This is a genomic window from Pseudomonas sp. KH_017 (genome assembly GCF_057840285.1).
In genome coordinates this window covers 1559562-1572161 of sequence record NZ_CM174509.1, presented here as the reverse complement: position 1 = coordinate 1572161, position 12600 = coordinate 1559562, and the positions used below count along the sequence as shown (strand labels likewise).

Below are 12600 nucleotides of genomic sequence, written 5' to 3'. Positions count from 1 at the left end.
GGAGGGTTCAATGACCAGCATGGAACCCGGCAACACCGGTGTCGATCCGCGCCTGAGCTTCGATGACCCGCTTCTGGACGGTTTGTTGATCCTCTGTAAACTCCACGGCGCGGCGGTCAGCCGCGCCAGCCTGAGTGCCGGGCTCCCCATGGCACACCAACGCCTGAGCCTGGACCTGCTGCCCCGTGCAGCGGCCCGGGCCGGTTTGCAGGCGCGCTTGCTGCGCCGTGACCTCAAAGACATCTCCGCGCTCAACTTGCCCGTGCTGCTACTGCTCAACAACGGCCGCACGGCGGTCCTGCGCCGTTATGGCGAGGACGGCAAGGTGCTGATCCTGCCCAGCGAAGCCGACGGCGGCGAACAATGGCTCAGCCCTGAGGAGCTGGCCGAACACTACAGTGGCCAGGCGTTGTTTGCCCGGCCACGCCACGAGCTCGAAGACTTGCGCTCGCCACTGGTGCCACGGGTGCAGGCCTGGTTTCGCGATACGCTGAAGCTGTCGAAATGGCTGTACAGCGATGCGATCCTGGCGAGCTTCCTGATCAACCTGCTGGGACTGATGGTGCCGCTGTTCGTGATGCAGACCTACGACCGCGTGGTGCCGAACCAGGCCACCTCGACCTTGTGGGTACTGGCGATCGGTCTGCTGATCGGCACCGTTTTCGAACTGGTGCTGCGGGTCGTGCGCGCTCACTTGCTGGATACCGCCGGCAAGAAAACCGATGTGATCCTGTCGGCCACCCTGTTCGAGCGCATCACCGGCATGGCGATGAAAGCGCGACCGGCGACCATCGGTGGCTTTGCCCAAAGCATTCATGACTTCCAGGGCCTGCGGGAGTTTCTCACCGCCGTGACCCTCACCAGCCTGATCGACCTGCCCTTCTGCCTGCTGATGCTGCTGGTGATCGGCCTGCTCGGTGGCTGGCTGGTGGTGATCCCGATACTGGCGTTTCCCATCACCATCATCTTCGCCATGGTGATCCAGGTGCGCCTGCGCGATACCGTGCAGAAAAGCCTCAGCCTCGGCGCCGAACGCCAGGCACTGCTGATCGAAACCCTCAGCGGCCTGGAAACCCTCAAGGCCTGCAGCGCCGAAAGCGAACGCCAGCACAAATGGGAAAGCACCCACGGCGCCCTCACCCGCCTCGACAGCCACGCGCGCAACCTCTCGGCCCTGGCCACCAACGGCACGCTGTTCATCCAGCAACTGTCCGGCATGGCAACCATCGTCGCCGGGGTCTACAGCATCATCGCCGGCAACCTCAGCGTCGGCGCCCTGGTGGCCAGCTACATGCTCGGCAGTCGGGTGCTGGCGCCACTGGGACAGATCGCCGGCCTGATCACCCGCTACCAGCAAGCGCAACTGACCATGAAAAGCACCGACGCGTTGATGGGCCTGCCCCAGGAGCGCGACGCCAGACAACGGCCGCTGGAGCGCACCCAACTGCAAGGTGCGCTGGATGTTGTCGGCGTGACCTTTCACTACAACGGCCAGAGTTCTCCCGCCCTGGCCAATGCCAGCTTCAGTGTGAAACCCGGTGAGCGGATCGGCATCATCGGCCGCAGCGGCTCAGGCAAAAGCACCCTGGCGCGACTGGTAATGGGGTTCTATGAACCGGATGAAGGCCAGTTGCTTCTCGATGGCCTGGACCTGCGGCAACTGGACGTCGCCGACCTGCGCCATCAAATCGGCTACGTCGCCCACGACCTGCCACTTTTGGCCGGCAGCCTGCGCGACAACCTGACCCTCGGCGCGCGCTATATCAGTGACGCACGCATGCTCGAAGTGGCAGAAATGACCGGGGTCACCGAACTGGCCCGGCAACACCCGCAAGGCTTCGACCGGCCCGTGGGCGAACGTGGGCAACTGCTGTCCGGCGGCCAGCGCCAGGCCGTTTTGATGGCCCGGGCGATGTTGCTCGACCCGCCGATCATGCTGCTCGACGAACCCACCAGCGCCATGGACAACAGCAGCGAAGACGTCCTGCGGCAAAAACTTCACGGCTGGGTCCAGGGCAAAACCATCCTGCTGGTGACCCACCGCACCTCGATGCTGAGCCTGGTGGACCGGTTGGTGGTGCTGGACAACGGACGGATCGTCGCCGACGGTCCGAAAGAGGCGGTCATCGATGCACTGCGCAAGGGCCGTGTCGGCTCTGCGGCCGTCTAGGAGTCGTCCATGTCTGCCGATCAAGGATCCCGTGGCTACTTCGACAGTTTCAACAAAAGTGCCGAGACCGAGTTCATGCCGGAAACCGCCGGCGCCTCCTTGCAGGACTCACCGCGCTGGTCGCGAATCACCGTGTGGCTGACCGCCGTGCTGGTGGTCAGTGCACTGCTCTGGGCCAAGTTCGCCGTGTTGCAGGAAGTGACCATGGGCGAAGGCAAGGCGATTCCGTCGAGCAAAGTCCAGGTGATCCAGAACCTGGAGGGCGGCATCGTCACTGAAATTTTCGTCCGTGAAGGACAAATGGTGAACAAGGGCGACACCTTGCTGCGCCTGGATGACACCCGCTACCTGTCGAACAAGGGCGAAAGCGAAGCCGATCGTTATGCCTTGACCGCCCAGGTCGAACGGCTTTCGGCCGAAGCCGAAGGCCGGCCGTTCAAGCTGTCGGAAGAAGTGATCGCCAAGGCCCCGCAAGTGGCTGAAGACGAGCGCTCGCTGTACGAGCAGCGGCAACGGCGACTGGCCAGCGAACAGCGCACCCTGACCGAGCAACTTCGGCAAAAAACCCAGGAGTTGGCGGAGTTTCGTTCAAAACAGGGGCAGTTCAGCTCCAGCCTGGCGCTGCTGCAACAAGAGATGAACATGTCCACACCGCTGGTGGGCACAGGTGCGGTGTCACCGGTGGAAATCCTCCGGCTCAAACGCAGCGCGGTGGAGATTCGCGGCTCATTGAATGCCACGACCCTGGCGATTCCCCGGGCCGAATCGGCGATCAACGAGATCAAAAGCAAGATTGACGAGTCGGAACAGACTTTCCGCTCGGAAGCGGCCAAAGAGCTGAACGAGAAACGCACCGACCTGTCGAAAATCACGGCCTCGAGCATCGCCATCGACGACCGCGTGACCCGTACCACCGTGGTCTCGCCGGTGCACGGCATCATCAAGGTGTTGAAGGTCAACACCATCGGCGGCGTGGTCCAGCCCGGCAGTGACATGGTGGAAATCGTGCCGCTGGAAGACAACCTGCTGATCGAAGCCAAGGTCCGTCCACAGGACGTTGCATTCCTGCATCCGGGCCAGAAAGCCATGGTCAAGTTCAGTGCCTACGACTACACCATTTACGGCGGCCTGAGCGCCAAACTGGAGTTGATCGGCGCCGACACCATCACCGACGACAAAGGCAACAGCTTCTATCTGATTCAGGTGCGTACCGACAAAAACCATTTGGGCGGGGATGTGAAACCACTGCTGATCATCCCGGGGATGGTGGCGACGGTGGACATTATTACCGGGGAGAAAACGGTGCTGGATTACTTGCTTAAACCGGTGCTCAAGGCTCGGACCGAGGCGATGCGGGAAAGGTAGTCTTTTTCAGAAGTTGTGGTGATTGAACCGACCCCATCGCGGGCAAGCCCGCTCCCACAGTTGATCGCATTTCTCCTGAAGGAACTCGGTCGAATGTGGGAGCGGGCTTGCCCGCGAAGAGGCCGGCACAAGCAACCATCATTTGTCGGCATGATTGCGCTGATAAACCTCCTCCCCCATCGCCGCAATCTGCCCCTCGATCAACGCCTCGAACGGCTTCAGCAACGGCGCAAACGTCGCCGGCGCTTCGAGAGTTTCCAGCGCCTGCACAATCGCCTCCACCGTCGACAACGCTCCCGGCCCCGGCGCCTTGCGCAGGCGATAGCGGGACACACCGCCCTCGGCCAGCGTCACCCTCGGCAGCGCCGCCAGCAGCGGATTGAGGTGCAGCATCTTACGCGCCTTGCGCCAGGTGCCGTCGGGGACCACCAGCAACAAGGGTTCGTCTGTCGCGGCACAAGCCTGCATCGGTTGGGCCTCTTCGCCGGGAAACAGCAACCGCGCCCGATACCCCGGCTGATTCAACATCGCCGGCAAATCCTCAAACACCTCGCCGACGATCAACTCGGCATTCCTCAACCCGAGCGCCGCCAGACGCGCGGTGTTCAACGCATGATTCACTTCGCTCGGATGCTGCAACAACAGTACCCGGGTGCGGCTGTCGAGGCTGGGAATCAACGGGCACAGGCAATGAGTTTGCGGGCGCAGGCAACGCGGACATTGAATTCTGGACATCGTCTTTACGCCTGATTCAGTTGTGCTTTGAGCAGATCACGGAAGGTCTGGATCAGCGGCTCGCGGCTACGGCCCCGGCGCACGATCATCGAGAACGGCGCCTGATAACCGAAGGTCGCCGGCAGCAACACCCGCAAGTCGCCCTTGTCGGCCCAAGCCTGGGCGTAGTGCTCCGGCAGGTAGCCGATGTAGGCGCCGGACAGCACCAGAATCAACTGGGCTTCCATACTTTCTACCGTCGCGGCGCTGTGCTTGAAACCATGGCGCGCCAGTTCGGCCTGACTCCAGTAGCCACGTCCGACCATGCGCTGCTGGGTGATGACTTGCTCGGGAATGCGCCGCTCGTTGAACAGTGGATGCCGCGTGCTGCAATACAACCAGTGTTGTTCACGGTACAGCGGCATGTACACCAGGCCGCTCATGCGCGTGGAAAACGCACCGATGGCCAGGTCGAGGCGGTTGTCCTGCACGCCGAGTTGCAATTCGTAAGGGCTCATCACCGACAGGTGCAAGTGCACGGCCGGGTGTTCCTGGCTGTAGGCGCCGATGGCTTCGGCAAACGGCAGGGCCTTGTCACTGACGGTGGAATCGATCACCCCGAGGTTCAAGGTACCGCGCAACTCACCCTTGAGGGCAGCGGCGTACTGCTCGAAGCCTTCGAGTTCACCCAATAGACGCAGGGTTTCCTGATGGAACAGCTCGCCCTTGCTGGTCAGGCTGAAACCGCCACGGCCGCGATGGCACAGCACCAGGCCCAGGGCTGCTTCAAGCTGGCTCATGTAGGTGCTGATGGCCGACGTCGAGAGATTGAGCTCCTGCTGGGCGTTGGCGAACCCCTGATGGCGCACCACACTGACGAAGATGCGCAATAGTTTCAGGTCGGGTAAAGCGTTGGCCATGGAAATGCTCCGATCTCGGGGTAACGCACACTGCTGAAGGTAATGAAGCTCGCTCCCACAGGTACTGTACAACTCATCACATTGAAGGATGAGGCAACAAGTCTATCCCCGCCCTCGCCATTAGTTTAGAAAAATCTGAACTAAGTATTTGCCCGTAGCGATTCTTCCCGGCCACTACATTTCGCAGAATCGGCGCCACAAGGTTCGCCCGTACTCCCGTGAACGGCTTACCTAAATAAATAAAACAACGACGATGAGGCCCTACCCGTGGACAAGATTCTTCACCAACCACTGGGCGGCAACGAAATGCCGCGCTTCGGCGGCATCGCCACCATGATGCGACTCCCCCATTTGAATACCGCTGCCGGCCTGGACGCTGCCTTCGTAGGCGTGCCCCTGGACATCGGTACTTCCCTGCGTCCCGGCACCCGTTTCGGGCCTCGCGAAATCCGCGCTGAATCGGTGATGATCCGCCCGTACAACATGGCCACCGGTGCTGCGCCGTTCGACTCGCTGTCGGTTGCCGACATCGGCGACATCGCGATCAACACCTTCAACCTGCTGGACGCCGTTCGCATCATCGAAGAGTCCTACGACAACATCCTCGAACACGATGTGATCCCGCTGACCCTGGGCGGCGACCACACCATCACCCTGCCGATCCTGCGTGCCATCCATAAAAAGCACGGCAAGGTCGGCCTGGTGCACATCGACGCCCACGCCGATGTGAACGATCACATGTTCGGCGAGAAAATCGCCCACGGCACGACTTTCCGTCGCGCCGTTGAAGAAGGCCTGCTGGACCCGGATCGCGTCGTGCAGATCGGCCTGCGCGCCCAGGGCTACACCGCCGATGACTTCAACTGGAGCCGCAACCAGGGCTTCCGTGTGGTTCAGGCCGAAGAGTGCTGGCACAAATCGCTGGAGCCTTTGATGGCTGAAGTCCGCGAGAAAGTCGGCGGCGGCCCGGTATACCTGAGCTTCGACATCGACGGCATCGACCCGGCCTGGGCACCGGGTACCGGCACCCCGGAAATCGGCGGTCTGACGACCATTCAGGCGATCGAGATCGTTCGTGGCTGCCAAGGCCTCGACCTGGTCGGTTGCGATCTGGTAGAAGTCTCGCCCGCTTACGACACCACCGGCAACACCTCGCTGCTGGCCGCCAACCTGCTGTACGAAATGCTCTGCGTACTGCCTGGCGTAGTCCATCGCTGAGGATCGGTCATGAACGAACGTGATCAGGTGCTGAAAGCCGCCGCCGATCTGGTGTCCGCTTTTGCCCGTAACGATCGCGAAGCCTACTTCGGCGCGTTCAGCGCCGATGCCAGCTTCGTCTTCTACACCCTCGAACAGCCCCTGCTGTCGCGCGACGCCTATCAGGCGATGTGGGACGGCTGGCGCGCCGAGGATGGCTTCGAGGTGCTCTCGTGCACCTCAAGCAACGCTTTCGTCAGCCTGCAAGGTGACGTGGCGATTTTCATCCATGACGTAGCCACCGAGTTGCGCATGCAAGGGGAGCAACACTTCAGCCAGGAGCGCGAGACGATTGTTTTCAAGAAACAAGCGTCTGGCCAAGAACAACAAGGCCTATGGCTGGCCTGCCACGAACATTTGTCCGCGATGCCGGAAGGGCTGCCATCCCCTTAGCCAACACAGGTGACGCTCACGCACGATGAGCGCGCCTTTATGATCGGAGCTGATCATGAATAACAAAAACAACGAAAAAAGCCTTAGCAGCATCGAAACAAACGGGGTCGAACAGATCCCGGACCATGAGCGTGACGCCAAGCCCAGCGATCTGTTTCGCCTGATCTTCGGCGGCGCCAACACCTTTGCCACCGCCGTGCTCGGCAGTTTCCCGGTGCTGTTCGGCCTGTCCTTTCAGGCTGGTGTCTGGGCGATTGTGCTGGGCGTGGTACTCGGCTCGCTGATCCTGGCGCCGATGGGCCTGTTCGGACCCATCAACGGCACCAACAACGCCGTTTCTTCCGGTGCGCACTTCGGAGTGCACGGGCGAATCGTCGGTTCCTTCCTGTCGCTGCTGACCGCTATCGCGTTCTTCTCGCTCTCCGTCTGGAGTTCGGGCGATGCGCTGGTGGGCGGTGCCAAACGCCTGATCGATCTGCCGGAAACCGATCTGACCCTGGGCCTGGCCTACGGTCTGTTCGCGCTGCTGGTATTGACCGTGTGCATCTATGGCTTCCGCTTCATGCTGTGGGTCAACCGCATTGCGGTGTGGGCGGCCAGTCTGCTGTTCCTGCTGGGGGTTTTCGCTTTCGCCCCTGCATTCGACAGCCAGTACGCCGGCACCGTCGCCATGGGCCAGGCCGGTTTCTGGGCTGCGTTCATCGGGGCAGCATTGGTCGCCATGAGCAACCCGATCTCCTTCGGAGCGTTCCTCGGCGACTGGTCGCGCTACATCCCGCGTGATACGCCCAAAGGCCGGATCATGGCGTCGGTGATCGCCGCGCAACTCGCCACGCTGATTCCGTTCCTGTTCGGCCTCGTCACCGCCACCATCGTAGCGGTCAAGGCACCGGACTACATCGCGGCCAACAACTATGTCGGCGGCCTGCTGGCGGTATCGCCGAGCTGGTTCTTCCTGCCGGTGTGCCTGATCGCGGTGATTGGTGGCATGTCCACCGGCACCACCTCGCTGTACGGTACCGGCCTGGACATGTCCAGCGTGTTCCCTCGGGTGCTGTCGCGGGTCAAGGCCACGCTGCTGATCGGTGTGATGTCGATTGCCTTCATCTTCATCGGGCGCTTCGCGGCCAACCTGGTGCAGAGCGTGTCGACCTTCGCGGTGCTGATCATCACCTGCACCACCCCGTGGATGGTGATCATGATCATCGGCCTGCTGGTGCGTCGCGGCTTCTACTGCCCGGATGACCTGCAAGTATTCACCCGCGGCGAGAAAGGTGGCCGCTACTGGTTCACCCACGGCTGGAACTGGCGTGGCCTGGGTGCCTGGATCCCGAGCGCGGCCGTCGGCCTGTGCTTCGTCAACCTGCCGGGTCAGTTTGTCGGGCCGCTGGGCGAAATGGCCGGTGGTATCGACATCAGCCTGCCGGTGACCCTGGGCCTGGCTTCGCTGGTGTACCTGGCGCTGCTGAGCCTGTTCCCGGAATCGAGTGCAGTGTTCGGTCCGAACGACCCTCGCAGCAAGAGCACGGATTCGCTCACTCAACCGGCGACGCGTCAAGCCGCCTGATTCAATGAACCAAACGCACTACCTGTGGGAGCGGGCTTGCCCGCGAAGACGGCAGCACATCCAACATTGATGTGACTGACAGACCGCTTTCGCGAGCAAGCCCGCTCCCACAGGGATTGATTTTCAGCCTCACATAAAAAAGACAATCGGAGACACGCAACAATGGCTTTGGATTTATTCGTCGTACTCATCTACGCCGCCGCGATGCTGATACTCGGCTACTACGGCATGCGCAAGGCCAAGACCAACGAAGACTTTTTGGTCGCCGGTCGTAACCTCGGCCCAAGCCTGTACATGGGCACCATGGCTGCCACCGTCCTGGGCGGCGCGTCCACCGTGGGCACCGTGCGTCTGGGCTACGTGCATGGCATCTCCGGCTTCTGGCTGTGTGCGGCCCTGGGTTGCGGGATCGTGGCGCTGAACCTGTTCCTCGCCAAACCGCTGCTGAAACTGAAGATCTACACCGTTACCCAGGTCCTGGAAAAACGCTACAACCCGATGGCCCGCTCCGCGAGCGCGGTGATCATGCTGGCCTACGCGCTGATGATCGGCGTGACCTCGATCCTGGCAATCGGCACCGTGCTGCAAGTGCTGTTCGGCCTGCCGTTCTGGATCTCGGTAGTGCTCGGCGGCGGCGTCGTGGTGATCTACTCGGCCATCGGCGGCATGTGGTCGCTGACCCTGACCGACATCGTCCAGTTCGTGATCAAGACTGTCGGCCTGATGTTCATCCTGTTGCCGATCTGCCTGTACCGCGTCGGCGGTTGGGATGAGTTGGTGTTGAAACTGCCGGCGGCGAGCTTCAGCTTCACCACCATCGGTTGGGACACCATCATCACCTACTTCATGATCTACTTCTTCGGCATCCTGATCGGTCAGGACATCTGGCAACGGGTGTTCACCGTCAAGACCGCCAAAGTGGCTCAGGTTGCCGGTACCGCGGCCGGTATCTACTGCATCCTCTACGGCCTGGCCTGCGCCCTGATCGGTATGGCTGCCCACGTACTGATCCCGGATCTGGACAACGTCAACAACGCCTTCGCCGCGATTGTGAAACTGTCCCTGCCGGACGGTATCCGTGGCCTGGTGATCGCTGCCGCACTGGCCGCCATGATGTCCACCGCCAGCGCCGGCCTGCTGGCCGCTGCCACCACCCTGACCGAAGACCTGCTGCCGAAACTGCGTGGCGGTAAACAGTCGAGCCTGGCGATCAACCGCCTGTTCACCCTGTTGACCGGCATCGTGGTACTGGGCATCGCCCTGATCGTGAACGACGTGATCAGCGCCCTGACCCTGGCCTACAACCTGTTGGTGGGCGGCATGCTGATCCCGCTGATGGGCGCGATCTTCTGGAAACGCGCCACCACCGCCGGCGCTATCGCCAGCATGGGCATGGGCTTCGCCACCGCGCTGCTGTTCATGTTCAAGGACGGTCTGGACGCCAACACCCCGATCTACTACAGCCTTGGTGTAGGTCTGGTGAGCTTTGTTGCAGTCAGCCTGCTGTCCCGTCGCCCGGTGACTGTGGCCAGCGCGGCCTAAGCTGAACATAACGACTTGATGCTTTCTTCGACGAGTGTGGCACGGGCGTGTCCTCCCTTATTTCATGCGTCGCGTTGCGCCTAAAAGCGAGCCAGGCAAGGCGCAGTCCGTAGGTAAGGGTCGTTCCTTGCCAAGGACTGCAACGCAGCCTGGCTCGCTTTTAGGCACAACCCGGAGGGCCGGATCTGATGTCGTGCAGGGCTGCGTTGCTCGGAGCTTATTTGGAACAACCAAACCACGCTCCTCGCGCCTTGCCCTGCACGACATCAGATCCGGCGCGGCACATGAAATAAGGGAGGACACGCCCACTTGCCACACTCGTTTTTTTTCGTCTGAAGGAAACTGCACATGAAGATCGTCAGCCGTGACCAGTGGTTTGAGGTGAAACATCTCAGTGACGGCATCCGCCTGATTCACGAGCCGTACATCCGCCCCTTCTACCGCTGCAACCTCTGGCACATTCAGGGCCGTGACAAGGACCTGCTGCTGGACAGCGGCTCAGGCCTGGTCAGCCTGCGCGAGCAACTGCCGTGGATCACCGAACGGCCGCTGGTGGCCGTGGCCAGCCACTGCCATTTCGATCACATCGCCGGTCATCACGAATTCGCTGAACGGCTGGTGCACCCGGCCGAGGCGGACATTCTCGCCGCGCCCGATGGCAACAATGACCTGAGCAAAGCCTTTGTCGGCGACGACATGTTCGAGGCGCACCCCGATTGCCCGCTGTGCTACGCCGAATACCGGGTCAAGGCCGCACCGGCCACGGGGTTTGTCGAAGATGGCGATGTGCTGGACCTGGGCAATCGGGTGTTGCAGGTCGTGCACACACCGGGACATTCGCCGGGCGGTATCTGCCTGTACGAAGCCGCCACCGAGACCTTGTTCAGCGGCGACATCATCTACGACGGCCCGCTGATCGAAGACGCCTACCACTCCAACCTCGATGACTACGCCCGCAGCCTGCAACGCTTGCGTGAGCTGTCGATCCGCACGGTGCATGGCGGGCATTTCGGCAGTTTTTCCGGGGAACACTTGCGCAGCATGATTGACGAGTGGCAGCGCTCACACGGCTAAAGCCTGCTGTACTCAACGGCAGGATCTGCACCGGCAGAGAGAACTACCCCCACCTCCTCGAAGAACGATCATGAAAGAAGCCGCCCTTCGTGCTGTCGTACATCGCTACATCAGCCGCCTGCTGGAAGGTCGGGATGACTTCGACGACAACGCCAGCCTGGCGCAGTTGGGATTGGATAAAAAAGATATCGAAGAGTTGATCTTCCATCTGGAAGATGAACTGGGTGTCACGGCGTTTACCGCGGAGGAAGACCGGATGCTCAAGACCGCCAGGACGGCGAATGATTTGAGCCGGTTCTTGCTGGAGATCGGGCGGTACTAAGGCTGTTGATCAAACGTACACGAAGCGGCAAGGGAGCTTGCTCCCTCGCCACGGGAAACCTTTCACCTGTCAGATGATATCTGCCATTACCGGCGTCGCTGCTGGCGTCGACGCTGTTCGTCGTCAGTACGAACAGGCACGGGTTGCAGAGGCGGTTCGATCAAACCGAGAGCCACGCCCAGGTCATGCAGCCAGTTTTGGATTTTCTCTTTCATGGTGCCCCCTTCAGGGTAGTGCCGAGCGGCCAAAGTTCTGTAGCCCCTTCGTACAGATAATAGTCCGAAGTCCTACGCAATGCTCGCGCAAAGTCACAATGATCTGTTACTGAATCCATCACAATCAGCCTGTGTTCAGGCAATTTCCCGTGCCCGCACCCGTGCCGGTGGAAAAACCACCTGTTGCTGCTCGATCCAGGCATTCAGGTTGGCCCCGACCATGCCCTTGCGCCACATCAGCCAGGTGGTAGCACTGGCGAACGGTTCGGCCAACGGATGCACGGCCACACTCTCACGGCCCGGCAGACTGGCGAGCATCGACTCCGACATCAGCGCCACGCCGGAACCGGCAATCACACACGCCAGCATCCCCGGGTAGGACTCGATCTCCATCGCCCGGCCCATGGCCGCATGGTCATGGGCGAACCAGGCTTCCAGTCGCATACGGTAGGAGCAGCCCTGGCGAAAGGTGAACACCGAGCGACCTTGCACATCCAGCGCGCTACGCACCGGCGGATGGTCGGCCTCGCTGATCAGCACCAGGCGCTCGTCGCACAAGGGCACCCCGTCGAGCCCGGCCAGTTCCAGGGGGCCATCCACCAGCGCCGCATCGAGTCGACCGGTGAGCAGGCCTTCGAGCAATTCACCGCTGGGGCCGGATTGCACTTGCAGGTTCACGGCCGGATACAAACGGTGGTAGTGCGCCAACAACCCCGGAAGGTGAATCGCCGCCGTGCTGTACATGGTGCCGAGCACAAAATCGCCCGCCGGTTGCCCACCCTGCACTGCCGCGCTGGCTTCATCGCGCAAGGCAAATAGCCTGGCGGTGTAGTCCAGCAGGACTTTTCCCGCAGGCGACAACTGCAAGCGCTGACGCTCGCGCAGGAACAGTTCGACACCCAGTTGCTCTTCCAGCTGTTTGAGCCGGGTCGACAGGTTCGAGGGCACTCGATGCAGCCGTTCGGCGGCCCGGGTGATGGACCCCTCTTCCGCCACCGCCTGGAAGATGCGCAATTGGCTGAATTCCACGACATTCTCCAAAAAAGAACAAGTTACTCACT

The 12600-nt window shown here is 61.5% G+C and carries 12 protein-coding genes; 8 read left to right on the top strand and 4 right to left on the bottom strand.

The window, feature by feature from the left end:
* Positions 1-10 precede the first annotated feature (10 nt).
* The gene (locus AC3IT6_RS07130) at positions 11-2170 is read left to right on the top strand and encodes a type I secretion system permease/ATPase (protein WP_489354726.1); all 2160 of its coding nucleotides are present in this window, start codon (positions 11-13) and stop codon (positions 2168-2170) included.
* Between the two features lie 9 nt (positions 2171-2179).
* On the top strand, positions 2180-3535 hold the full coding sequence (locus tag AC3IT6_RS07125) for an HlyD family type I secretion periplasmic adaptor subunit (RefSeq protein ID WP_489354725.1): 1356 nt from the start codon (positions 2180-2182) through the stop codon (positions 3533-3535).
* A 138-nt stretch (positions 3536-3673) separates the two neighbouring features.
* On the opposite strand, the gene AC3IT6_RS07120 is transcribed toward AC3IT6_RS07125, so the two are convergent.
* On the bottom strand, positions 3674-4270 hold the full coding sequence (locus AC3IT6_RS07120) for a tRNA-uridine aminocarboxypropyltransferase (RefSeq protein ID WP_489354724.1): 597 nt from the start codon (positions 4268-4270) through the stop codon (positions 3674-3676).
* 5 nt (positions 4271-4275) lie between these two features.
* On the bottom strand, positions 4276-5169 hold the full coding sequence (locus AC3IT6_RS07115) for a LysR family transcriptional regulator (protein WP_007972518.1): 894 nt from the start codon (positions 5167-5169) through the stop codon (positions 4276-4278).
* 267 nt (positions 5170-5436) lie between these two features.
* Here AC3IT6_RS07115 and speB point away from each other — a divergent pair, with 267 nt between their 5' ends.
* The 6 genes from speB to AC3IT6_RS07085 all read left to right on the top strand — a co-directional run bounded on the left by speB (position 5437) and on the right by AC3IT6_RS07085 (position 11324).
* The gene (gene speB, locus AC3IT6_RS07110; RefSeq protein ID WP_007984912.1) at positions 5437-6387 is read left to right on the top strand and encodes an agmatinase; all 951 of its coding nucleotides are present in this window, start codon (positions 5437-5439) and stop codon (positions 6385-6387) included.
* A 9-nt stretch (positions 6388-6396) separates the two neighbouring features.
* On the top strand, positions 6397-6819 hold the full coding sequence (locus tag AC3IT6_RS07105) for a YybH family protein (protein WP_150755714.1): 423 nt from the start codon (positions 6397-6399) through the stop codon (positions 6817-6819).
* A gap of 55 nt (positions 6820-6874) precedes the next feature.
* Positions 6875-8386: a purine-cytosine permease family protein gene (locus AC3IT6_RS07100; protein ID WP_489354723.1), complete on the top strand. Its 1512-nt coding sequence runs from the start codon at positions 6875-6877 to the stop codon at positions 8384-8386.
* Positions 8387-8548: 162 nt separating this feature from the next.
* The gene (locus AC3IT6_RS07095; RefSeq protein WP_489354722.1) at positions 8549-9928 is read left to right on the top strand and encodes a sodium:solute symporter family protein; all 1380 of its coding nucleotides are present in this window, start codon (positions 8549-8551) and stop codon (positions 9926-9928) included.
* Between the two features lie 348 nt (positions 9929-10276).
* Positions 10277-11002, top strand: a complete 726-nt coding sequence (locus AC3IT6_RS07090) for an MBL fold metallo-hydrolase (RefSeq protein ID WP_489354721.1) — start codon at positions 10277-10279, stop codon at positions 11000-11002.
* A 70-nt stretch (positions 11003-11072) separates the two neighbouring features.
* Complete coding sequence (locus tag AC3IT6_RS07085) at positions 11073-11324, top strand: acyl carrier protein (protein ID WP_489354720.1); 252 nt, start codon at positions 11073-11075, stop codon at positions 11322-11324.
* A gap of 86 nt (positions 11325-11410) precedes the next feature.
* Here the strand turns inward: AC3IT6_RS07085 and AC3IT6_RS07080 are convergent, their stop codons facing one another.
* Together AC3IT6_RS07080 and ptrR are read right to left on the bottom strand one after the other, a co-directional pair.
* Positions 11411-11539 carry a PA1414 family protein gene (locus AC3IT6_RS07080; protein WP_007972508.1) on the bottom strand — a complete coding sequence of 43 codons (129 nt, stop codon included), beginning with the start codon at positions 11537-11539 and terminating at the stop codon, positions 11411-11413.
* Positions 11540-11674: 135 nt separating this feature from the next.
* Positions 11675-12568, bottom strand: a complete 894-nt coding sequence (ptrR, locus tag AC3IT6_RS07075; protein WP_223445903.1) for a putrescine utilization regulator PtrR — start codon at positions 12566-12568, stop codon at positions 11675-11677.
* Positions 12569-12600: the final 32 nt, after the last annotated feature.

What these genes read in the sequence shown, in the direction of transcription:
- AC3IT6_RS07130 (WP_489354726.1), top strand. Translation starts at nt 11, where the DNA reads ATGACCAGCATGGAACCCGGCAACACCGGTGTCGATCCGCGCCTGAGC.
- AC3IT6_RS07125 (WP_489354725.1), top strand. Translation starts at nt 2,180, where the DNA reads ATGTCTGCCGATCAAGGATCCCGTGGCTACTTCGACAGTTTCAACAAA.
- AC3IT6_RS07120 (WP_489354724.1), bottom strand. Translation starts at nt 4,270, where the DNA reads ATGTCCAGAATTCAATGTCCGCGTTGCCTGCGCCCGCAAACTCATTGC.
- AC3IT6_RS07115 (WP_007972518.1), bottom strand. Translation starts at nt 5,169, where the DNA reads ATGGCCAACGCTTTACCCGACCTGAAACTATTGCGCATCTTCGTCAGT.
- AC3IT6_RS07105 (WP_150755714.1), top strand. Translation starts at nt 6,397, where the DNA reads ATGAACGAACGTGATCAGGTGCTGAAAGCCGCCGCCGATCTGGTGTCC.
- AC3IT6_RS07100 (WP_489354723.1), top strand. Translation starts at nt 6,875, where the DNA reads ATGAATAACAAAAACAACGAAAAAAGCCTTAGCAGCATCGAAACAAAC.
- AC3IT6_RS07095 (WP_489354722.1), top strand. Translation starts at nt 8,549, where the DNA reads ATGGCTTTGGATTTATTCGTCGTACTCATCTACGCCGCCGCGATGCTG.
- AC3IT6_RS07090 (WP_489354721.1), top strand. Translation starts at nt 10,277, where the DNA reads ATGAAGATCGTCAGCCGTGACCAGTGGTTTGAGGTGAAACATCTCAGT.
- AC3IT6_RS07085 (WP_489354720.1), top strand. Translation starts at nt 11,073, where the DNA reads ATGAAAGAAGCCGCCCTTCGTGCTGTCGTACATCGCTACATCAGCCGC.
- AC3IT6_RS07080 (WP_007972508.1), bottom strand. Translation starts at nt 11,539, where the DNA reads ATGAAAGAGAAAATCCAAAACTGGCTGCATGACCTGGGCGTGGCTCTC.